The sequence below is a fragment of the Micromonospora sp. FIMYZ51 genome (assembly GCF_038246755.1).
Lineage (GTDB): Bacteria > Actinomycetota > Actinomycetes > Mycobacteriales > Micromonosporaceae > Micromonospora.
Map to the genome: position 1 here is coordinate 6,735,899 of NZ_CP134706.1, position 23,235 is coordinate 6,759,133.

At 68.9% G+C, this 23,235-nt stretch carries 12 protein-coding genes and 3 rRNA genes; 5 read left to right on the plus strand and 10 right to left on the minus strand.

Annotation, left to right across the window (positions count from 1 at the left end; all coding sequences use genetic code 11):
• Window positions 1-10 precede the first annotated feature (10 nt).
• Both QQG74_RS30345 and QQG74_RS30350 read right to left on the minus strand, forming a co-directional pair.
• Window positions 11-172, minus strand: coding sequence for a hypothetical protein (locus QQG74_RS30345; RefSeq protein WP_341718041.1), 162 nt, complete (start codon window positions 170-172; stop codon window positions 11-13).
• Entirely contained in the window at window positions 169-1,887 is a 1,719-nt protein-coding gene (locus QQG74_RS30350; protein ID WP_341718042.1) for a hypothetical protein, read from the minus strand. The genes QQG74_RS30345 and QQG74_RS30350 overlap by 4 nt, the downstream gene beginning before the upstream one ends.
• Before the next feature lie 148 nt (window positions 1,888-2,035).
• Between QQG74_RS30350 and QQG74_RS30355 the strand changes: the two genes are divergently transcribed.
• The 3 genes from QQG74_RS30355 to QQG74_RS30365 all read left to right on the plus strand — a co-directional run bounded on the left by QQG74_RS30355 (window position 2,036) and on the right by QQG74_RS30365 (window position 7,296).
• Entirely contained in the window at window positions 2,036-3,892 is a 1,857-nt protein-coding gene (locus QQG74_RS30355) for a hypothetical protein (RefSeq protein WP_341718043.1), read from the plus strand.
• Between the two features lie 13 nt (window positions 3,893-3,905).
• A complete protein-coding gene (locus tag QQG74_RS30360; RefSeq protein WP_341718044.1) occupies window positions 3,906-5,300 on the plus strand; it encodes a polysaccharide biosynthesis protein in 1,395 nt (464 codons plus the stop codon).
• 181 nt (window positions 5,301-5,481) lie between these two features.
• Window positions 5,482-7,296 carry a VanW family protein gene (locus QQG74_RS30365; protein WP_341718045.1) on the plus strand — a complete coding sequence of 605 codons (1,815 nt, stop codon included), beginning with the start codon at window positions 5,482-5,484 and terminating at the stop codon, window positions 7,294-7,296.
• Window positions 7,297-7,766: 470 nt separating this feature from the next.
• Here the strand turns inward: QQG74_RS30365 and rrf are convergent.
• The 4 genes from rrf to QQG74_RS30385 all read right to left on the minus strand — a co-directional run bounded on the left by rrf (window position 7,767) and on the right by QQG74_RS30385 (window position 13,889).
• Window positions 7,767-7,883, minus strand: a 5S ribosomal RNA gene (gene rrf, locus QQG74_RS30370).
• Window positions 7,884-7,970: 87 nt separating this feature from the next.
• A 23S ribosomal RNA gene (locus QQG74_RS30375) occupies window positions 7,971-11,083 on the minus strand.
• A gap of 382 nt (window positions 11,084-11,465) precedes the next feature.
• Window positions 11,466-12,980, minus strand: a 16S ribosomal RNA gene (locus QQG74_RS30380).
• Together the 16S, 23S and 5S rRNA genes form the textbook arrangement of a ribosomal RNA operon.
• 654 nt (window positions 12,981-13,634) lie before the next feature.
• Window positions 13,635-13,889: a hypothetical protein gene (locus QQG74_RS30385; RefSeq protein WP_341718046.1), complete on the minus strand. Its 255-nt coding sequence runs from the start codon at window positions 13,887-13,889 to the stop codon at window positions 13,635-13,637.
• 108 nt (window positions 13,890-13,997) lie between these two features.
• Between QQG74_RS30385 and mycP the strand changes: the two genes are divergently transcribed.
• On the plus strand, window positions 13,998-15,290 hold the full coding sequence (gene mycP, locus QQG74_RS30390) for a type VII secretion-associated serine protease mycosin (RefSeq protein WP_341718047.1): 1,293 nt from the start codon (window positions 13,998-14,000) through the stop codon (window positions 15,288-15,290).
• A 120-nt stretch (window positions 15,291-15,410) separates the two neighbouring features.
• Here the strand turns inward: mycP and QQG74_RS30395 are convergent, their stop codons facing one another.
• From QQG74_RS30395 to eccD, 4 genes are all read right to left on the minus strand, one after another.
• Window positions 15,411-15,698 carry a WXG100 family type VII secretion target gene (locus tag QQG74_RS30395; RefSeq protein WP_341718048.1) on the minus strand — a complete coding sequence of 96 codons (288 nt, stop codon included), beginning with the start codon at window positions 15,696-15,698 and terminating at the stop codon, window positions 15,411-15,413.
• A gap of 16 nt (window positions 15,699-15,714) precedes the next feature.
• Window positions 15,715-16,044, minus strand: coding sequence for a WXG100 family type VII secretion target (locus tag QQG74_RS30400; RefSeq protein WP_341721449.1), 330 nt, complete (start codon window positions 16,042-16,044; stop codon window positions 15,715-15,717).
• A gap of 203 nt (window positions 16,045-16,247) precedes the next feature.
• The gene (gene eccB / locus QQG74_RS30405; protein WP_341718049.1) at window positions 16,248-17,675 is read right to left on the minus strand and encodes a type VII secretion protein EccB; all 1,428 of its coding nucleotides are present in this window, start codon (window positions 17,673-17,675) and stop codon (window positions 16,248-16,250) included.
• A 13-nt stretch (window positions 17,676-17,688) separates the two neighbouring features.
• On the minus strand, window positions 17,689-19,077 hold the full coding sequence (gene eccD / locus QQG74_RS30410) for a type VII secretion integral membrane protein EccD (protein WP_341718050.1): 1,389 nt from the start codon (window positions 19,075-19,077) through the stop codon (window positions 17,689-17,691).
• A 169-nt stretch (window positions 19,078-19,246) separates the two neighbouring features.
• Here eccD and eccCa point away from each other — a divergent pair, with 169 nt between their 5' ends.
• Window positions 19,247-23,209: a type VII secretion protein EccCa gene (eccCa, locus tag QQG74_RS30415; protein WP_341718051.1), complete on the plus strand. Its 3,963-nt coding sequence runs from the start codon at window positions 19,247-19,249 to the stop codon at window positions 23,207-23,209.
• The last annotated feature ends 26 nt before the right edge of the window (window positions 23,210-23,235 follow it).

A 23,235-nucleotide genomic window follows, 5' to 3' on the forward strand; every position in this document is an offset into this window, starting at 1 on the left:
GCCGTCGAGGTCAGCGCGTGCCGTACAACGGGGTCTCGGTCTGCTCACTCACGTTGGAAGTGGCAGCCTCCTTGGCGGACGGGCTGAGCACGTTCGCCAGACCGACGCTGCCGAGCATGCCGAGCACGACCCCGAGTACCCCGACGGCGACGAACGCGGGCAGGTTCCTCATCCACCTTCTCCTTCCGCGGGACTCGCGTGCCGGGACGTTACCACGCGGTAGCCCCGCCGCGCAGCGGCCGAAAGCCCGATCACCAGGACCACCGTTGCGGCCAACAGGTGGGCCAGGCCGACCGGCCCGGGACGAACCGGCCGCAGCGGCGGGTTCCACTCCGGATTCTCGTACAGGGTCAGTTCCGTGCCGGCGTAGGCCAGGCGCAGGCCGGCAAGCGTCGGCGGCTGTGGCACCGGACCGGCCGCACGTTGCACCAACACCCAGCGGGGCCCGGCCGCCGCCACCGGCTCGCCGGCGGCGAGCAGCTCGCGCACCTGGGTCGCGCGCGGGTCCTCGCCGGCCACGGCGGTGTCGCCCACCCGCAACGTGTCGTCGATCAGCACCGGCACGCCCAGGTAGCGCGGCGCCGGATCGATCACCACCTGACCGCCGTTCCACGCATAGCTCTGGTACTCCTGGAACGGCAGCGAAACCACCTCACCGGGGCGCTGCTCGACCATCCGGGCCACCGTCGCCCAGTCGGCCGGCCAGGCCACCGGGCGCAGCCGTCCCGCTGAGCCGAACGCCAGGTCGGGCAGGACCGCCACCGGCAACAGTGCCGCGCCGACCAGCAGCACCCGGCCCGTCGCCGCGTCGAAGCGGGCGGTGAGCAACCCGGCGAGCCGCTCCGCCCCCAGCGCCACGGTGAGCGCCACCGCCAGGGCGTACGGCACCAGCAGCTTCTGGCCGTCGCGCAGCAGCCCGGCACCGGGCACCTCGGCCACCAGCCAACCGAGCAGGGCCGCCCCGCCGGGCAGTACGCCGAGCGCCGCCGCCAGCCACGACCCGACCGCCAGCAGCGCGAAGCGACCGAACACCGGACCGGGCCAGCGACGCCGCAACAGCGGTACGCCAAGGCCGGCGACCAGCAGCACCAGCACGGTTGCCAACGGCACCAGCCAGCCACTTCGGGAGGCCGGGGTGGCCTGCCCGTTCCAGATGCCACCGGTGCCGGCGAGGGCCACCAGGGGACCGGCCCAGTTCTCGGCACGCGCGGCGAAGGCCGCCACCCCGGCCGGATCGGACCGGCCGTCGCCGGCACCACCGAACCCGGCCACCAACCAGGGTGCGTTGAGCAGTGCCGTCACCACCAGCGCGGTGGACGCCGTGCGGATCGCGCCCGGGTACCGACCGACCAGCAGCACCGCCACCACCACCAGGGCCAGCAGTCCGCCGGTGGGCGTTATCGCCGCGCCGGCCGCCGCCAGCAACAGCCAGCGCAGGGCACCCCGCTCGCCCGCCCGGACCCGCAGCGCCGCGCGCACCAGCCAGGGCAGCATGGCGTACGCGACCAGCAGCCCCCACTGCCCGATCAGCAGCCGTTCGGCCAGGTACGGAGTCCAGGCGTAACCGAGTGCGGCCACCAGGCGTACGGCCAGCCGGTCGGTCGGCACCAGCCGGGCGGCGCCGAGCGCGGCGAGGTAGAGGATCGCCACCAGGACCAGCCGTTGCAGCAGCCACCCGGGCACCAACTGGTTGGCCAGCGCCACCACCGCATCCTGCGGTACGGCCCGGGGCAGCGCCGTCGCCGGAGCGATGACCTCCCAGCTCAGGGCCTGCCGGGGCACGAAGACCATGTCGTAGCGGAGCACGTACCCGGGCGCGGCGAGCGGCGCCAGGACGATCGCCGTCACGGCCGCGGCCACCGCGTGCGGCACCACCCGTTCCCGCATCCGTCGACCTCACCACCGCCGGGCGCGGCCACCGGCCGCACTGGTGGCGGCCACTGTACGCGACACCTCGCCGAGCTGTTCCCGCCCCGGGCGAACCATCCATTGGCCTGATGGGGAGCCGCCTGCCGGGTGTGGCAATCTTCCCGCCATGGCATCGACGGGCGCGGCGGCATCTGCAACACCTGGTCGGATCGGCGCCCGGCTCAACGCGGAGCAGATCCGGCTGGTCGGCCTGGCGATGATCGTCATCAGCGTGGTGTGGCGCATGCAGGTGGCCCTGCGCGGCTCGCTGGCCGCCGACGACTACGTACTGATCAGCCAGGCGGCGGAATCGAAGCTGACCATCACCCACCTCCTCGCCCCCTACCAGGATCACCTCATGCCGGCCGGGCGACTGATCACCTGGCTGGTCACCGCGCAGTTCGGGCCGGTCTACTGGCCGTACGTCCTGCTCATGGCCGCCGGCCAGGCGATCCTCGGGATAGCGTTCCTCCGCCTGCTGCGGCGTCTGCTGCGGCGCTCGTGGCTGCTGCTGCTACCCCTCGGCGTCCTGCTGTTCAGTCCGTTGACCCTGGAGGCGACGTCGTGGTGGGCCGTCGGCGGCACCGTCCTGCCGATGCTGATCGCCATGGTGCTCGCGGTGACCGCCCAGGTCGACTACGTGCAGACCGGACGACGGCGGCACCTGGTGAGGCTGGCCCTCGCCGTCGGGGTCGGGGTGCTCTTCTTCGACCGGGCGATTCTGGCCGTGGCACTGGTCTTCCTGCTCACCGCCGCGCGCTACCCCGACGGGGGCCCGCTGCGCAGCATCGCCACCACCCTGCGCCGCTGGTGGCCGTCGTGGCTGCTGCTGGCCGTGCTGACGGCTGGTTCCGTCGCGGCCCACGTGGCAACTGTGGGGTCCTCGTTGCGCCGGCCGCAGTCGGCCGGTGAGGTCTTCTCGTTCCTCACCCAGTTGCTCGGCTCCACGCTGCTGCCGGGCCTGGTCGGCGGGCCGTGGCAGTGGCTGAGGGCGGGCGACGGGGCACCGGTCACGGCACCCCCGCAGTTCGCCGGCTGGATCAGCGCGGCCATCGTCGCCGTCCTGGTCGTGGCGACCGTACGCCACCGGCGCGGTGCCGGCCGCGCCTGGTTGCTCCTCGGCGGGTACCTGGTCATCGCGATGGGCGTGCTGGCCGCGACCCGACTCGGTTCGGCCTTCAGCGAGGTCGCCGGCAGCGTCCCCCGGTATGTAAGCGATGTCGTCGTGGTCGGCGCGATCTGCCTCGGTCTCGCGGTGGTCGGGGCCGCTCCGGCGACGGCCGAGACGCCGGAGCACGGCGACCCACCGGAGCCGGCCGCGCCGCAGCGATCCCGGGAGGCACTGCCCGCGCTGCTCGCCGTGGTGCTGGTGGCCGGCTGCCTCAGCACCGCGTGGAGCACCGCCGGGTTCAGCGACAGCTGGGCCGAGAAGGCCGGCCGGTCGTACCTCGACACCGTCCGGATCGAGCTGGCCAGCGCTCCACCCGACACGGTCTTCTTCGACGGTCCGGTCCCCGAGTCGGTCGTACCGGCCCTTTCCTGGCCCTACAACCAGCAGTCCCGTTTCTTCCGCGCCTTCGACACCCGGCCCACCTTCGTCGACGAGGCCGACCACGTGTCGGTGCTCGACGGGCTCGGCCGCATCCGGCTGGCCACGGTCGTCGGCAGCGCCACCCTGCCGGGTCCGGCGGAAGGCTGCGGTTACCTGGTTTCCGCAGGTCAGACCGTGCGGATGACGTTGGACCAGCCGCGCGACGAGTGGCACTGGGTGGTACGGATCGGTTACCGCAGCGCGGCGGAGGGGACCGCGACCGTGCGGTTCGGCACCGCAAGCGCCGAGTTCCCCGTCCGGCAGGGTCTCCACCAGCGCTTCTTGCGCATCGTCGGCGGCGGGCCGACGGTGGAGTTGACGGTTGCCGGCGACGACATGTCGCTCTGCGTCAGTGAGATCGCGATCGGCGATCCGGCGCCCGAGTCGGAATAGGAGCGGGTGTGGCATGACGCAGACGACGGGTAGAGACACGGCGGCGACGCGCCTCGGCCGGGCCGGTGCCGCCGTCACGGTCGCCACCCTGGTCACCAACGCCCTCGCGTACGTGGTTCCGGTGCTGGGCGCACGCCGACTCACCGCCGCCGACCTCGGCGCACTGGCTACGGTGCTCGCGCTCGGCGCGATCGCCGCGGTGCCCGGCTTCGGCCTACAGATCGCGGTGGCCGCGCATCGGGCCCGTTGGGGCGGCGGTGGCACAGCCCGGCTGGGGCTGCGCACCGCGACGCTCACCGCGGCGGTCACCCTCGCCGCCGCGCCCGTCCTGACGGTGGCCCTGCGCCTGCCGATCGCGCTGACGCTGCTGCTGGCGGCCACCACCTTCGCCACCGTGTTGTCCGGCCGCTGGCTCGGGGAGGTTCAGGGCGACCAGCGTTTCCTGCGGCTGGCCGCAGCGATGACCGTGCTTGCCGCCGGCCGCTACGGCGGCCTGGTCATCGGCCTCCTGCTCGGTCAGGGGCCGGTGCTCTGCCTGCTGCTGGCCACCCTCACCGGCCTGCTCGCGCTCCCGGTCCTGGCCCGCCTCGCCGCCCCGCCCGCCAACGCCCGCACCCCGGCCGCAGCCCTCACCCCGATCGCAGCCCCCGGCCCGGTCGCAGCCGCCACCCCGATCGCAGCCGCCGGCCCGGTCGCAGCCGCCACCCCGATCGCAGCTTCCGGCCCGGTCGCAGCCGCCGGCCCGGTCGCAGCCGCCACCGGGCCGGGAGAGGACCGGGCGGACACTCAGCCGACGCCTGTCGCGTCGGGCAGCGGGGCGCTGCCCCGGTTGACCGCCCGACAGGTGATGACCGCGTGCGGCGCGACGCTGGCGATGCTCACCATCTCGTACGCCGATCTGATCCTCGCCCGTCAGCTGCTCCCGGCCGCCGGCTCGGGCGCCTACGCGGTCGGCGCGGTGCTCACCAAGGGTGCACTGTGGGCACCTCAGGTGGTCACCCTGTTGGTGCTGCCCCGGCTGGCCCGCAACGACCACCGGGCCCGGCTGGTGGCACTGACCCTGATCCTGACCTGCGGGGCGGTGCTGGTGGCCGCGGCGGCCGTCGGCGGTGAGCTGGCGTTCCGGCTCGCCGGCGGCACCGACTACCTGCACCTGGCCAGCTCGGCTCCGCTCTTCGCCGCCACCGGCGCCCTCTACGCGGTGCTCTTCATGCTGGTGAACGACCGGGTGGCGACCGCCGCCCGGTGGCCGGCCGCCCCGCTGTGGTTGGCCGCCGTCGGCCTGGCCGGCGCCACCACGCTCATCGCGCCGCGTACCGTCACGGGGGTGCTGTCCTGCGCGCTGGCCACCGCTGCGGTGACCACGGTGGTGATGGCCTGGCTCGTCTTCCGACCGTCCCGTCGCTGACCGCACCGAACCCTCCGCCGTCACCCAGCGTCGTCGCCAGGTCGTCGGGACGCGCCAACCGGACGGCTGCGACGCGATCCGCGCACACTCGGGCTCCCCGCCGGGCCCGGCGTTGGCTACCGTAGTTGTCTTCCGGGGTACGGGTCCCGGCTCAACCCGCGGCTTTCCCAAAGAGGTAGTTGTGACGCTGTACGGCGAAAAACGTCCGCCCGCTGACGACGACCGGCCCACCGTGCAGGTGGCGGCGGTCAGCTGGCCCGTGGAGGAACCGGTCCGAGAAGCACCGGAGGCTCCGCAGGGCGAACGGAAGCGGTCCAGCCGGTTCCGCATCCTGCTCGCCACCGGCGTGACCACCGCCGTACTCGCCTCGGTCGGTGCGGTGGCCGTCTGGGCGTACGCCGGTGACGTTCCGCGCGGCACCACCGTGCTCGGTACCGAACTCGGTGGGCGCAGCAAGTCTGATGCGGCGCGGGAGCTACGCGCGCAGCTCGACCGCCGCGCGGCCGAGCTCTCCACCCCCATCCAGGTACGGGTCGGTGAGCAGACCGCCGAGATCAACCCGGCCGACGTCGGGCTCACCGTCGACGTGGACGCGACGGTGGCCGCCGCCGTGGCAGCCGACGCCCACGCGATGGACCGCCTGGTCGGCTCGCGCGAGGTCGAACCGGTGGTCTCGGTCGACGTACCGAAGCTGGCGGCCGAGTTGGAGAAGCTCGTCGGCAAGCAGGGCAAGAAGATGACGATGCCGGCCATCACCTTCTCCGGCACCAAGCCGAAGGTGCGCTATCCCAAGCCGAGCCTCGACGTCGACCCCGAGCACTCCGCGCAGGTGGTCAAGGAGGGCTGGCTGAGCGGGCAGCCGGTGACCGTGCCGCTTGTGGAGAACCACCCGGCCACCTCGGCCGAGGAGGTCGACCGGATGGTCGCCGAGCTGGCCGAGCCGGCCGTGGCGGCGCCGGTCAAGCTGTCCACCGACCGGGGCTCGGTGGACATTCCGCCGCAGGCGATCGCCAAGGGCCTGCGGTTCAAGGCCGACAAGGCCGGCAAGCTCACCCCCAGCGTGGACGTCAAGCGACTGCGAGCCGCCCTCGGCGACCGCCTCGACGCGGTGGAGGTGGCGCCCAAGGACGCCAAGATGGCCATCTCCGGCGGCAAGCCGAAGGTGACGGACGGGCGCGAAGGGCAGCAGGTGGACACCAGCAAGCTCGGTGACGACCTGCTGGCGGTCCTGCCCCGCAGCACGGACCGGACGGTTTCCGCCGAGCTCAAGCCGGTCCAGCCGAAGCTCACCGCGGAGAAGATCGGCACCCTTGGCATCAAGGAGAAGGTGGCCTCCTTCACCACCAACTTCACCGGTGGTCTCGGTTCGCCGCGCAGCCAGAACATCGTGACCATCGCCAAGGACGTGGATGGCACCGTGGTGCTGCCCGGCGAGACGTTCTCGCTCAACGGGCACACCGGCGAACGCGGCTACGCGCAGGGCTACCGGGACGCGCCGGTCATCATGGACGGCAAGCTGGTGCCCGGGGTCGGCGGGGGCACCTCCCAGTTCACCACCACGCTCTTCAACGCGATCTACTACGCGGGCCTGGAGGACGTCGAGCACAAGCCGCACTCGTACTACTTCAGCCGGTACCCGGCGGTCATCGAGTCGACGATCTTCTGGCCCAACCTCGACTTCAAGTTCCGCAACAACACCGAGTACGGCGTCCTGATCGACACCTCGTACACCGGCAACTCCATCACCGTCGCCATCTGGAGCACGAAGATCTGGGACAGCGTCAAGACCGAGTACAGCCCTCGGCGGAACATCACCTCGCCCAAGACGGTCTACCTCGACCCGGGTCCGAGCTGCATTCCCGCCAGCGGCAGCCAGGGCTTCACCCAGGACGCCTTCCGGGTCATCAAGAAGGACGGCAAGGTCGTCAAGCGGGAGAAGTTCACCTGGACCTACGCTGCCGAACCGCGCTTCATCTGCGCCAAGCAGCCTTCCTGACACGCTCCCACGCAGGTCGCAACGGCCCCGCCGGCCAGTCGCCGGCGGGGCCGTTCCGTATCAAAGCCGCCCGTCGGCCCTCGGCGCCCATGCCTGGCCGGCTTCACCACGTTCACGCAGGTCATCGGGGGACGGCATCGGAACCATGCGTTCCTCCTGCACCCGGATCTCTGCGCGAGACCGATGGGCAGCCGGATGCCAGATCTCCTCGAACGGGCCCATGACCTCGCCACCGATACCGCGACGACGGACCCGAACTCCCATCCCAGGCGAGTCCGCCCAGGACCGCAGCCAGGCCGGCGGCGAGCACGAGGAACACCAGGACACCGTGCACGGGCCAAGTTTAGGACCGGGTCGGGGCGTTCGTCGTGACCGGCTCATCCGCTCTCGGCGCACTGAGGGGCGCATGCCAAAGGAGCCCAAACGCGATTCAGGGCCACCCCGTGTGGGGTGGCCCTGAATTCGAAGATGTCCGGCGGTGTCCTACTCTCCCACACCCTCCCGAGTGCAGTACCATCGGCGCTGGAAGGCTTAGCTTCCGGGTTCGGAATGTAACCGGGCGTTTCCCCTCCGCCATAACCGCCGTAACCCTATCAACATATCAAACAACACCAACACGTTGGTGGGGCTGTTTGTTTGTCGTGAGTTACACAGTGGACGCGAGCAGAATCTTCGTGAGCAAGTCCTCGGCCTATTAGTACCGGTCAACTGAACCAGTTACCTGGCTTACATTTCCGGCCTATCAACCCAGTCGTCTAGCTGGGGGCCTTACCCACCCCAAAGGAGTGATGGGATACCTCATCTTGAAGCGAGCTTCCCGCTTAGATGCTTTCAGCGGTTATCCCTTCCGAACGTAGCTAACCAGCCGTGCCCCTGGCGGGACAACTGGCACACCAGAGGTTCGTCCGTCCCGGTCCTCTCGTACTAGGGACAGCCCTTCTCAAGTATCCTACGCGCACGGCGGATAGGGACCGAACTGTCTCACGACGTTCTAAACCCAGCTCGCGTACCGCTTTAATGGGCGAACAGCCCAACCCTTGGGACCTGCTACAGCCCCAGGATGCGACGAGCCGACATCGAGGTGCCAAACCATCCCGTCGATATGGACTCTTGGGGAAGATCAGCCTGTTATCCCCGGGGTACCTTTTATCCGTTGAGCGACACCGCTTCCACACGCAAGTGCCGGATCACTAGTCCCGACTTTCGTCCCTGCTCGACCCGTCAGTCTCACAGTCAAGCTCCCTTGTGCACTTACACTCAACACCTGATTGCCAACCAGGCTGAGGGAACCTTTGGGCGCCTCCGTTACCCTTTAGGAGGCAACCGCCCCAGTTAAACTACCCACCAGACACTGTCCCTGAACCGGATCACGGCCCGAAGTTAGATACCCAAATCAACCAGAGTGGTATTTCAAGATTGCCTCCACACATACTGGCGTATGCACTTCACCGGCTCCCACCTATCCTACACAAGCTAATTCGGATACCAATGTCAAGCTATAGTAAAGGTCCCGGGGTCTTTCCGTCCTGCCGCGCGTAACGAGCATCTTTACTCGTACTGCAATTTCGCCGGGCCTGTGGTTGAGACAGTGGGGAAGTCGTTACGCCATTCGTGCAGGTCGGAACTTACCCGACAAGGAATTTCGCTACCTTAGGATGGTTATAGTTACCACCGCCGTTTACTGGCGCTTAAGTTCTCCGCTTCGCCCCGAAGAGCTAACAGGTCCCCTTAACGTTCCAGCACCGGGCAGGCGTCAGTCCATATACATCGAATTACTTCTTCGCATGGACCTGTGTTTTTAGTAAACAGTCGCTTCCCCCTGCTCTCTGCGGCCATACAACGCTCCACCCGCACGGGGCTTCACGTCTCCGGCCCCCCTTCTCCCTAAGTTACGGGGGCAATTTGCCGAGTTCCTTAACCACAGTTCACCCGATCGCCTCGGTATTCTCTACCTGACCACCTGTGTCGGTTTGGGGTACGGGCCGCTCGGAACTCGCTAGAGGCTTTTCTCGACAGCATAGGATCACTGACTTCACCTGAATCGGCTCGGCATCACGTCTCAGCCTACATGTACTGCGGATTTGCCTACAGCACGGCCTACACGCTTACCCCGGCACAACCACCGGCCGGGCTCAGCTACCTTCCTGTGTCACCCCATCGCTTGACTACTACCCGCCAGGTTCCCACGCTCCCCCAGATTGGTCCGAAAACCGCACCGAGTTCGGATGGTTAGCACAACGAGGTTCATCAGGGACGCTCCTTCGCGGGTACGGGAATATCAACCCGTTATCCATCGACTACGCCTCTCGGCCTCGCCTTAGGCCCCGACTCACCCAGGGCGGAATAACCTGGCCCTGGAACCCTTGGTCATCCGGCGGAAGGGTTTCTCACCCTTCTTTCGCTACTCATGCCTGCATTCTCACTCGTGCCGCGTCCACAACTGGGTCACCCCGCTGCTTCACCCCCGGCACGACGCTCCCTACCCACCCACACACCTGCACACCACCCCGAAGAGACGATGCGAAGTACACGTGTGAGTGCCACAGCTTCGGCGGTGTGCTTGAGCCCCGCTACATTGTCGGCGCGGAACCACTTGACCAGTGAGCTATTACGCACTCTTTAAAGGATGGCTGCTTCTAAGCCAACCTCCTGGTTGTCTATGCGACCCCACATCCTTTTCCACTTAGCACACGCTTAGGGGCCTTAGCTGGTGATCTGGGCTGTTTCCCTCTCGACTACGAAGCTTATCCCCCGCAGTCTCACTGCCGCGCTCTCACTTACCGGCATTCGGAGTTTGGCTGATTTCGGTAAGCTTGTAGGCCCCTAGACCATCCAGTGCTCTACCTCCGGCAAGAAACACACGACGCTGCACCTAAATGCATTTCGGGGAGAACCAGCTATCACGGAGTTTGATTGGCCTTTCACCCCTAACCACAGGTCATCCCCCAACTTTTCAACGTTGGTGGGTTCGGCCCTCCACGCGGTCTTACCCACGCTTCAGCCTGCCCATGGCTAGATCACTCCGCTTCGGGTCTAGAACATGCGACTCAAACGCCCTCTTCAGACTCGCTTTCGCTACGGCTCCCCCACACAGGTTAACCTCGCCACATGCCACTAACTCGCAGGCTCATTCTTCAAAAGGCACGCCGTCACCCCTCAAGGCTCCGACGGATTGTAGGCGAACGGTTTCAGGTACTATTTCACTCCCCTCCCGGGGTACTTTTCACCATTCCCTCACGGTACTCGTCCGCTATCGGTCACCAGGAAGTATTTAGGCTTACCAGGTGGTCCTGGCAGATTCACGGCAGATTTCAGGAGTCCGCCGCTACTCGGGAACACCCACAGAAGACCAGCTGCTTTCACCTACCGGACTATCACCGTCTACGGTCAGCCTTTCCAGACCATTCAGCTAACAACTGGCTTTATAACTCCTTTGGTGGTTGTCAGCCCACCACATGAGGTCCCACAACCCCGACCACGCAACCCCTGACAGGTATCACACGCAACCGGTTTAGCCTCAATCCGCTTTCGCTCGCCACTACTCACGGAATCACATGTTGTTTTCTCTTCCTACGGGTACTGAGATGTTTCACTTCCCCGCGTTCCCTCCACACACCCTATGAATTCAGGTGCAGGTGACATCACATGACTGATGCCGGGTTACCCCATTCGGACACCCTGGGATCACAGCTCGGTTGACAGCTCCCCCAGGCCTATCGCGGCCTCCCACGTCCTTCATCGGCTCCTGGTGCCAAGGCATCCACCGTTCGCCCTTGACAACTTGACCACAAAGATGCTCGCGTCCACTGTGCAATTCTCAACAAACAACCAACCCACAACCCACCACCCCACACCAGCAACACCACCCCACAAGGCAGCATCCGGTATGCGAGGCCAAGCTGTGCCTGGCAGCCGGCGAACCAACGTCCGCACCAGCCTCTGAAAGACAACCACACGGTTGTTCCTTCAGGACCCAACAGGGTGCCATCCATCCCCACCAGCCGCACCAACCAACCCCGTTCCCCACCACCCCCGAAGAGATGGCCGTACTAGAAGAAAGTCGGCCGTTGCCGATGAAAACTCACCAGTGTCTCCGCCATCGAGCACCCCGACCCGACATCCGCGGGCCGCGGGCCCCATACCAGCCTTCGCTGGATGGTGCTCCTTAGAAAGGAGGTGATCCAGCCGCACCTTCCGGTACGGCTACCTTGTTACGACTTCGTCCCAATCGCCAGCCCCACCTTCGACGGCTCCCTCCACAAGGGTTGGGCCACCGGCTTCGGGTGTTGCCGACTTTCGTGACGTGACGGGCGGTGTGTACAAGGCCCGGGAACGTATTCACCGCAGCGTTGCTGATCTGCGATTACTAGCGACTCCGACTTCACGGGGTCGAGTTGCAGACCCCGATCCGAACTGAGACCGGCTTTTTGGGATTCGCTCCACCTCACGGTATCGCAGCCCATTGTACCGGCCATTGTAGCATGCGTGAAGCCCTGGACATAAGGGGCATGATGACTTGACGTCATCCCCACCTTCCTCCGAGTTGACCCCGGCAGTCTTCGATGAGTCCCCGCCATAACGCGCTGGCAACATCGAACAAGGGTTGCGCTCGTTGCGGGACTTAACCCAACATCTCACGACACGAGCTGACGACAGCCATGCACCACCTGTCACCGGCCCCGAAGGACCCCACATCTCTGCAGGATTTCCGGCGATGTCAAACCCAGGTAAGGTTCTTCGCGTTGCATCGAATTAATCCGCATGCTCCGCCGCTTGTGCGGGCCCCCGTCAATTCCTTTGAGTTTTAGCCTTGCGGCCGTACTCCCCAGGCGGGGCGCTTAATGCGTTAGCTGCGGCACAGAGAACCGGAGAGGCCCCCCACACCTAGCGCCCAACGTTTACAGCGTGGACTACCAGGGTATCTAATCCTGTTCGCTCCCCACGCTTTCGCTCCTCAGCGTCAGTATCGGCCCAGAGACCCGCCTTCGCCACCGGTGTTCCTCCTGATATCTGCGCATTTCACCGCTACACCAGGAATTCCAGTCTCCCCTACCGAACTCTAGCCTGCCCGTATCGACTGCAGGCCCGCAGTTGAGCCACGGGTTTTCACAGTCGACGCGACAAGCCGCCTACGAGCTCTTTACGCCCAATAAATCCGGACAACGCTCGCGCCCTACGTCTTACCGCGGCTGCTGGCACGTAGTTGGCCGGCGCTTCTTCTGCAGGTACCGTCACTTGCGCTTCGTCCCTGCTGAAAGAGGTTTACAACCCGAAGGCCGTCATCCCTCACGCGGCGTCGCTGCATCAGGCTTCCGCCCATTGTGCAATATTCCCCACTGCTGCCTCCCGTAGGAGTCTGGGCCGTGTCTCAGTCCCAGTGTGGCCGGTCGCCCTCTCAGGCCGGCTACCCGTCGTCGCCTTGGTAGGCCATCACCCCACCAACAAGCTGATAGGCCGCGAGCCCATCCCAAGCCGAAAAACTTTCCACCCACCATCATGCGACAGCAGGTCATATCCGGTATTAGCCCCGGTTTCCCGGGGTTATCCCAAAGCCTAGGGCAGGTTGCTCACGTGTTACTCACCCGTTCGCCGCTCGAGTACCCCGAAGGGCCTTTCCGCTCGACTTGCATGTGTTAAGCACGCCGCCAGCGTTCGTCCTGAGCCAGGATCAAACTCTCCAACAAAAACTTGGAAAATCCATCCCGACAACATAAATGTTGCCAAAGGAATCCCAAAACCAGCCAAACCCCAAAAGGTCCGACCAGCACGGGGAATCAAACAAATTGGCACTGGCTTATCAAGCACCCTGTTGAGTTCTCAAAGAACAACCACACACCATCAGAACACCCACCAACCAGCAGGCACCCATCCGGGGCTTCATGTCCCACACCCACCGCTCTCGCGCCGGGCACTTTTACTACGTTACCTCACCTTCTGGTGCGTGTCAAACCGTGTGTCCCGGTCCGTCACGCTTCAGGCGGTTCGGCACCCGTGATTCAGCGCAGCGGAAGATCCGCTTCGCTAGATCATCGGATTTGGCAGGCCGGCCGCTGCGGTTTCCCGCAAGCTCGCCCGGTGCCCTGCCGGTCGTGAACCTTACCCGGTCGGTTTCGCTCCGCCAAATCCGCCCCTCGGCGGTTGGGTAGGAGCCCCACCCGGACCCGGTTGATCGGGGAACGAATCCCTGGTCACCGGTGCCGGCGGTGCAGGATCACCAGGACTTTCGCCCTGTTTGCCCCGTTCCCGCTGGCAGAGAGAAAGTTACGCGCCCACCGGATTGATCGTCAAATCCGTCGGGAGCGTTCCCCGTCACACCTGCCCCACCAGGAGGACCACGGCTACCGCTGCGTACCGCGCCGGGAAGCCCGCCAGGCGCGCAGGCCGAGCAGGCCGACGGTCGTGCCGATGGCCAGCGACGCCGCGATGAGCAGCGCGTGCACCCAGAGGAAGCTGGTCGCCGGCCAGTCCCCGACCGTGCCGGTGGACCAGGACCTCGGGTCCTGCCAGATGGCCACGCCGAACCGGGGCCAGATCACCCAGGTCCAGACCCCGACCCCGGTGAGGAAGACCGCCCAGCCACGCGACAACACCATGGTCGGCGAGTATGCCAGCGGCCCGACCGGTACGTCCCGGACGCGCCTCGCCGACGGCCGCTTCTCGTTAGGATGCACCGGCAACGGTCGAGGCGGAGGTGGGTAGGTATGGTCCACGACCGTCCGTTGGCGGCACTTGCCCTGCTCGCAGCGGTGGCAACCGGCGCACTTGTGGTGCCCGCGCCGCCGGCCGCCCATGCCGCACCTGCGGTCTGCCCGAATCCCAGCGATCCGGGCGAGGTGAACAAACAAACGCCCTGGCAGCAACGGTGGCTCGCGCCGCAGCGGGTGTGGCCGTTCAGCACCGGTGCCGGCGTACGGGTCGCCGTCATCGACTCCGGCACCGACAGCAGCCACCCGCAACTGGCCGGACGGGTCACCACCGGCTTCGACGCGCTGCGCGGCACGTCCGGCGGTGATGTCGACTGCGTGTCCCACGGCACCGCCGTGGCCAGCATCATCGCCGCCGGTCAGCGGGAGGGCGTCGGCTTCTACGGGCTGGCGCCGGACGCCACAATCGTGCCGATCCGGGTCAGCGAGCGCAGCGCCACCGAGGACGACGGCGGAGAGACCGTCACCGCCGCGGTCTTCGCGCAGGCGATCCGGTGGGCGGTCGACGACGGAGCCGACGTGATCAACATGTCGGTGACCCTGTACCGCAAGTACCCGGAGGTGGAGGCCGCCGTCCAGTACGCCGTGGACCAGGATGTCGTGCTGGTGGCCGCCGCCGGCAACCTCCACCAGGACGGCGACGGCCCCGATCCGGTGCCCTATCCCGCCGCGTACGACGGGGTGATCGGGGTGGGCGCCATCGACGAGACCGGCGCTCGGATCGCCAAGTCGCAGATCGGACCGTACGTGGACCTCGTCGCGCCGGGAGGCGCGGTGGTGGCGGCGACCCGGGAACGCGGTCACGCCGTGTACGAGGGCACGAGTTTCGCCACGCCGGTGGTGAGCGCCGCTGCGGCGCTGATCCGCTCAGCGGAACCCCGACTGCCGGCGCAGGAGGTCACCCGACGCCTGTTGGCCACCGCCGACCCGGCCCGGGGAAGCGCCGCGCAGGGCTACGGCCGGGGCGTGGTCAACCCGTACCGGGCGGTCACCGAACGACTGACCAGCGCGGCACCGGTGGCCCAGCCGCCGCTGCCCGAGGTGCCACACGACGCGGTGGCGCAGGCTCGCGCCGATCGCTGGGCGCTCGTCGGCCAGCTGGCGCTCTGGATCGGGCTGGCCCTGGCCGTTCTGGCGGTCGGCGTGGCGACACTTGCGGCGCTGATGCCGCGCGGCCGGCGCGCGCGCTGGCGGCCCGCCCGGCCGTCCGCAGCGCCACCCGCCCGGCCCGAGATCGACGAGCCGGAGGAGATCTTCTTCCGGGTACCCACCTCGATGGCCCGGGACTGACACCGGACGACACTGATGGCCCGGGACTGACACCGGACGACACTGATGGCCCGGGACTGACACCGGACGACACTGATGGCCCGGCGCGTACGCCGGGCCATCGTCGTTAAGTGCGGAGCGTCAGCCGCCGAACTTGGCGCGGTTGGCGGCCTCGCGGGCCTGCATGGTGGCGGCCGACTCGCGCAGTGCCCGCTCGATCCGGCCAAGCAGGTCACGCAGGTCGTTGGCAGCCGACTCCCATTCGGTCTGCCGGCGGAAGTATGCCTCGCGGGCGTCACCGTCCCAGGTGGCCAGCATCGGGGCGATGCCGGACTTGAGGCCCTCCAGCTCGCTGGTCATGTTCCGGACCGCGCCGCCGCAGTTGTCTGCCGCAGCGTTCAGGGCGGCGAAGTTGTACTTCAGTTCCATTGCGATCTCTCCCCCGTCAGAGCTTCAGCGCAGCGGTGATCTGGCCGGCGCTGGCACCCGCGCTCTGCATCTCGGACCTGATCTCCTCGTCGCTGACGTCGTAGTCCTTACCCGCCGAGCCGACGGCCTCGGCGATCGCGCGCAGCGCGACGTTCAGCCGGGCCATGTCCCCGTCGAACCGCTCACGGACCTGCTGGAAGGAGCCGGCACCGGCACCCTTCCACTGGTCGTAGAGCGGCGCGAGCTGATCCATCAGCCGGTTCAGGTTGCCGGTGAGCCGGTCGGCGACGGCATCGACGTCGCCCTCGGTCTTCAGCATCAAGCCGGTATCGGTACGCATCGACATGGCGGAAGTCACCCCCGTCTTCGTTCGTTCGCCCCGCGTCACCGGGGGCGGCCTGTCAATCGGCGCGCCCACATCGGTCTGTGATCACGCCGCGCATTCGTACGCACGGTATCGGGTCCCGCCCAACCCGCGCTAGCCCGCAGGCCCTCCGGCAAATCCAAAGTGGCTGGTCGGCCGGGTACGGTTCGGCGACGGCGGGGCGGTCACTCCGGGTCCAACGCCAACTTGGCGGTCGTCGGGTCGAGGGCCGGGCCGGCGGGCAACCGGACCACCAGGCTGGCGGGCAGGCGGACCGGCTGCACGCCCGCGTAGCCCAGCATCCCGGACACCTCCGCCGAGGCCAGCGGGTAGCGGTAGCCGAGATCGGTCACCAGGTTGACGGTGCCGCTCTCCTGTTCGGGCGCGGAGACGGCGGTGACCAGAACGCCGTGGCCCGGCTCGATGACCACCCGGTCGGCCAGCGGTACCCCGTCGCGGGTCTGCTCCCGGGTGCGCACCGGCTCGCGTACCGGTTGGACCTGCGCGTCGAGCAGCACCGTCGGTTCGTTCTGGCCCGGCTGGTACGCGGCGCAGATCGCCGGCTGGTCGCCGGTCAGCCGGGCGATCTCGGGCCGCTGCTCCGGCGCGCGGTGTCGACCCTGGCCCGGCGCCGCCGCCTTGCGGGCACCGGCCGCGGCACCGGCGGCGAGTTCGATCGGGGCCGGTTTCTCGCCATCCGGATACGCCGCCTCGGTCGCGTCGTCGGCCAGCAGCACGTCCGCCTGCACCGGGGTGATCGGGACGAGTCGCTCCCGCTCCGCCAGGTAGTACTGGCGGCTGCCGTTCTGGCTCTCCACCACGAACACCTGGCCGACCCGGGCATCCGGCAGCGCCGACGAGAGCGAGCCCCGGTCGGCCACCTGGCGGGTGGCGATGGGTTCTCCGGCCGGCAGCGCGTTCAACCATGCACCGCCGACCTCGACCACCGGCTCGGCGCTCATGGTGAGCCCCTCCAGCACGATCTTCTCGTTGCGGATCTCGTACCGGTGATCCCGCCAGATCAGGTGCATCCGCTTGGTCTTGCGTTCGCGGACCAGCAGCGCGGCGTCGCCCGGTTCCCGCCCGCCGACCGGGGCCCGGCCGACGGTGAGCACCGTGGTGACGACGGTGCCGCCGGCCGCGTCGCGGGCCGGTTGGGTGCAGAGCGTCCAGGGCCCGGCCAGGATCCGGCCGCGCGCCGGCAGCGCGTCCGGCGCGTCCGGGATGCCGATCCGGGGACCGCGCGGCGTGCCGACAAGCGAGTTGCGGGAGACGGCGACCGTCGGCGCGGCCGAACCGAGGGCCAGCAGGGCGGAGGCGTAGTTGACCACCGGATGCAGCCGCCCCTCCCGGTAGAGGTACCGGGTGCCGGTCTCCTTCTCCAGGATGACCGCGGGGTTGTCCTTCCACTTCGTGGCCCCGCCGGGGCGGAGCAGGCCGTACACCCCGACGGCCGCCAGGCAGAGCACGGCCACCATGACGCTGGCGAAGCCCGCGCCGCCGAGCCGGCGGAACGGCGCCGATTCCGGGTCGGGCTCGCGTGCCACAAGCGCGGAGGTCATCCGCTGGAGGAAGAATTGGTACGACTGGACCTGGTCGCGCCGCGACGGCATGGCAGCCTCCCCGTCAGCCGTTGATCGCGCGCATGAACGCGTACAGACCCAGCACGCCGCAGGCCAGCGGCACCACGGCTAGCTGGAGCAGGATGTCGCACACATCGCCGAGCCGGGCCAGCCGGGGCGACGGGGCGCGGCGACTGTAGGCGAGCCCGGCGGCGGCGGCGATCCCGGCCCCGACCAGCGCCACCGGCAGCACCGCCAGCACCCGCGCGGCGGTCGACGCGTCGGCCGCGCCGACCAGCGGCAGCAGGCCCAGCCCCAGCAGGCCGGCGGCGAGCATCGGCACCCGGTGCCGGACGGTCGGCACCAGCCGGGCCCGCAGCAGGTAACCCAGCGAGATCACCGCGGCGAGCAGCAGCGCGGCGAGCGTGCCGGTCGCGGTGAGTACGAGCAGGCAACCGATCGTGATCAGGAACGCCCCGAAGATCATGCCGGTGAGCACCTCGTCGGCGCGGGCGGTGGCCTGGTAGACCACCTCGCGCCGGGGCTGCGGGTCGTCGCGTACCAGATCCTCGGCGGTACGCGGCAGCGCCGGCATCGGCATCTTCCCGAGCCGGACGGAGAGCAGCGGCATGGCCGGCAGCAGCAGGGCCACCGCACTTACCACGATGGCGCTGCCCTGCGCGGCGTCCATCGAGCCGAGGGCGATCAATCCGCCCACCATGCCCCAGAAGCCGACGAAGACGGCGGTCACGAAGACCCGGGTCGCGTCGCCCACGCCGAGCAGGCCGAGCAGTCCGGAGAGGAGCAGCACCGCCGAGCCGAGCAGCACGTGCGGCGCGCCCAGGGTCCACACCGACTCTCCGGTGCCGAGCACCAGCACGCCGCCGACGAAGGCGTACGGCAGGCCGGCGGCGGCGACCACCGCGCCGGCCAGGGAGTCGGCCATCGCCCGGGCGAGCACGACACCGCTTACCAGCAGCAGACCGGCGGTGCCGAGGGAGATCGCGCCGCCGAGCCAGCCGGGCTGGTCGGAGGTGACGATCACGACGAGGCCGAGCAGCAGCAGCACGCCGGCCACGATCAGGCCGGTGAGCCGGGTCGCGAACGGGGTCCAGGCCACGCCGCGCCGGCGGGCACCGTCGGCGACGGCCTCCATCAGGTCGTCGTACGCCAACTCGGGCCACTCGGTGCGTCGGGGCACCAGGTGCAGCGTCTCGCCGTCGCGGACGTTCTGCGCGGCGAGCGTACGGGTCAGGTCGACCGGGCTGCCGTCACCTCGGCGCAGCATCCACCCGCCGTGCGCGGTGCCGTCCGAGGGATCCTCGTCGGCCTGGCGCAGTACGGCCGGAAGCAGCCCGACGATCGGCAAGTGCTCGGGCAGAGCGAGATCCAATCGCCGGTTGGGTGCGATGACGGCAATACGCGCGAGTCCGGTTCCGGCCTGGGTGACCACAGAAGACCCCTCGGTACGAGGAGCGGGCCGACGGCCCGCGGCTGTCCTGACCGGCACAGGCTACCTACCATGTGCCGGTGACGCGGGTGCCGGTTGCACGCGGAGACCGGGCGTACGGGGGTGCCGGGCGTGCGCTGCACGTCCAGGAGAGGCAACGGAGGTCTGTCACGTGAGCACGGTGGTCGTCAAGCGACCTGCCCGCCAGCCGGAACCGGAGTACCCCGCTGGCGAGGTGTTGTTGGATGCGCCGCCCGAGGTGCCTGCGCCGACCGGCAAGGCGTGGGGGCAGATGCTGATGCTGCTGCCGATGCTCGCCGGCTCCTTCGCGATGGCGTTGATGTTCGCCGGCCGGGGCGGGTCGACAATCGGCTACGTCACTGGCGGCCTGTTCGGACTCTCCGCCCTCGGCATGCTCGGCTCCCAGCTGACCAACAACTCCGGTCCGGGCAAGCAGGAGATGCTCCAGCGACGCCGGGAGTACATGACGCACCTGTCCCGGCAGCGGCGGCGGGTGCTCAAGACGATTCGCCGGCAGCGGGAGGCGGCCTTCTACCGGCACCCGGATCCGGACACCCTCTGGTCGCTGCCGCTCGGCCCCCGGCTCTGGGAACGCCGCCGGGGCGATGTGGACTTCGGTACCGTCCGGATCGGACTCGGGCCGCAGGAGCTGGCCACGCCACTGGTACCGCCGCCGGCCACCACGCTGGAGAAGCTGGAACCGATGTGCGCGCTGGCCCTGCGCCGGTTCCTCACCACCTACGGCGAGGTGCCGGACCTGCCGGTGACGATGGCGCTCAACGGCTTCGCCCGGGTGCACCTACGCGGCGACGCGGACGCCGCCCGGGGCATGGTGCGGGCGATCCTCGCCCAGGCCACCGCCTTCCACGCCCCCGACGACATGCTGGTCGCGGTCTGCGTCTCGGCGGATCGGCGGGCGCACTGGGAGTGGACCAAGTGGCTGCCGCACGCCCTGCACCCGTCGCGTACCGACGCGCTGGGTCAGCTGCGGCTGGTCGCCGGCTCGGTGAGCGGCCTGGAGGCGATGCTCGACGACGTGTTGGCCAGCCGGCCCCGGTTCAACGCCAGCGGCGGGGGCCTCCAGGTCGGCGGGCCACACGTGCTTGTGGTGATCGACGGCGGCGACACCGCCGGCTCGGACCACCTGATGACCGAGGGCGGCGTGGAAGGCGTGACGCTGCTCGACCTCTCCACCCCGCCACCGCGCCTGCTCGACCGGGCGCGGCTGGTCCTGGACCTGACGGCGGACCACCAGCTGCACAGCACCACTGTCGACGGGGTGGCGGAGATCGGCCGGGCCGACGACTGCCGGGTGGCGGAGATCGAGGCGTTGGCCATGCAGCTGGCCCCGCTGCGCCTCTCGGCCGCCTCCCGGGGCAGCGGCGGCGACACCCCGCTCGCCACCGAGATGGGCCTGGTCGAGCTGCTCGACATCGGTGACCCGTACGAGTTCGACGTGGACCGTGCCTGGCAGCCGCGACCGAACCGGGACAAGCTGCGGGTGCCGATCGGATTGGGTGCTGACGGCGCACCGGTGGAGCTGGACCTGAAGGAGTCGGCGCAGGACGGCATGGGACCGCACGGGCTGCTCATCGGTGCCACCGGTTCCGGCAAGTCGGAGCTGCTGCGCACCCTGGTGCTGGCGCTTGCCGCGACGCACTCCTCGGAGAGCCTCAACTTCGTCCTGGTCGACTTCAAGGGTGGCGCGACCTTCACCCGGCTGGACGGGTTGCCGCACACCAGCGCCGTGATCACCAACCTGGCCGACGAGCTGCCGCTGGTGGACCGGATGACCGACGCCATCAACGGCGAGCTGGTCCGCCGGCAGGAGTTGCTCCGCTCGGCGGGCAACTACGCCTCGCAGCGTGACTACGAGAAGGCCCGCGCGGCGGGTGCCCCGCTCGCCCCGCTGCCGAGCCTGCTCATCATCTGCGACGAGTTCTCCGAACTGCTCACCGCCAAGCCGGACTTCATCGACATGTTCGTGCAGATCGGTCGGGTCGGCCGGTCGCTCGGCGTACACCTGCTGCTGGCCTCGCAGCGGTTGGAGGAGGGACGGCTGCGCGGGCTGGACACCCACCTGTCGTACCGGATCGGGCTGCGGACCTTCTCCGCGATGGAGTCCCGGGTGGTGCTGGGCGCCGCCGACGCGTACGAGTTGCCCCGCTCGCCGGGCCACGGCTACCTGCGCTTCGGCACCGAGCCGCTGGTCCGGTTCAAGGCCGCGTACGTCTCCGGCGCCTACCGCAGCAAGACCGCCGCGGCGGTCGCGGCCGGCGGCGGCGAGGACCAGGTACGCGAGTACAACACCAGCTACGTCGCCCCGCCGGTGACCCGTACGCCGAAGGAGGAGGAGCCACCGGAGCCGGCCGACGGGGTGGGCGAGAGCGTGCTGGACATCCTGGTCGGGCGGCTCGTCGGTCGGGGCAAGCCGGCGCACCAGGTGTGGCTGCCGCCGCTGGCCGAGCCGCCGACGCTTGACCAGTTGCTGCCGCCGCTGAGCGCCGACCCGGCCCGGGGCATCACCGTGGCGCACGCCGGCCTGCTCGGCGAATTGCAGGTGGCGGTCGGCATCGTCGACAAGCCGTACGAGCAGCGCCGGGACGTGCTCTGGTTCGACCTGGCCGGCGCGGCCGGACACGCGGTGATCGTGGGCGGCCCGCAGAGCGGCAAGTCCACCCTGCTGCGGACGATCGTCACCGCGCTGGCGCTGACCCACACCCCGCGTGAGGCGCAGGTGTACTGCCTCGACCTGGGCAGCAGCGCGCTGTCGTCGCTGCGCGACCTGCCGCACGTCGGCTCGGTGGCGACCCGCCTCGACGCCGGCCTGGTCCGCCGCACCATCGCCGAGTTGCAACTGCTGATGGGTGAGCGGGAGCGGCGGTTCGCCGAGCGCGGCGTCGACTCGATGGCCGCGTACCGGCGGGCCCGCCGGCACGGCCAGCACGACGACGATCCGTTCGGCGACGTCTTCCTGGTCATCGACGGTTGGGCGACGTTGCGGGCGGAGTTCGAGGACCTCGAACCCACAATCAACGACATCGCCAACCGGGGACTCTCCTTCGGCATCCATTTGATCGTCACGGCCGGCCGCTGGATGGACCTGCGTCCCGCCGTCCGGGACGTCTTCGGCACCCGGCTGGAGCTGTGGCTGGCCGACGCGAGCGACTCCAACCTGGACCGCAAGGCGGCGATGAACGTGCCGGAGAAGTCGCCAGGTCGGGGCATCACCCCGGACGGGCAGCAGTTCCTGGCGGCGCTGCCCCGGGCCGACGGTGCGCAGGAGACCGACAGCCTGCCCGAGGGAGCCCGCAAGCTGGTCACCGAACTGGCCGCCGCCTGGCAGGGGCCGGGTGCGCCGCCGATCCGCCTGCTGCCGCCGGTGGTGCCGTACGGCAGCCTGCCGAGCACCGGCCGGCCGGGCATTCCGATCGGCATCGCCGAGGTGGACCTTCAGCCGGTGCACCTGGACTTCGCCGCCGACCCGCACTTCATCCTCTTCGGCGACGGTGAGTCGGGTAAGAGCACCTTCCTACGGTCGGTGGCCCAGACGATCGTCGACCGGCACGAGCTGACCGAGGCCCGGCTGGTCCTCGTCGACTACCGGCGCAGCCTGCTCGGTGACATCACCACGCCGCACCTGATCGGGTACGGCTCGACCGCGCAGGTCACCGAGAGCATCATCGCCGAGGTGGCCGCGGTGATGCGGGACCGGCTGCCTCCGCCCGACATCGACGCGGAGCGGCTGCGGGCCCGGGACTGGTGGAAGGGCCCCGACCTCTACGTGCTTGTCGACGACTACGACCTGGTGTCGGGCACGGGCAGCAATCCGCTGACCCCGCTGCTGGAGTTCCTGCCCCAGGCCCGGGACATCGGCCTGCACCTGGTGATCGCCCGCCGTACCGGCGGTGCCAGCCGGGCGCTGTACGAGCCGGTGCTGATGCGGCTGCGCGAGATCAGCACGCCGGGCATCGTGATGTCCGGCAACCGGGACGAGGGTGTCCTGCTCGGCACCGTCCGGCCCGGTCCGCTGCCACCTGGGCGCGGCTGGCTGGTGGCCCGGCGCGGCGGCACCCGGCTGGTGCAGTTGGTGCACCTGCCGCCACGGTCGTGAGCTGCCGTACGGGGTTGCCTGATCAG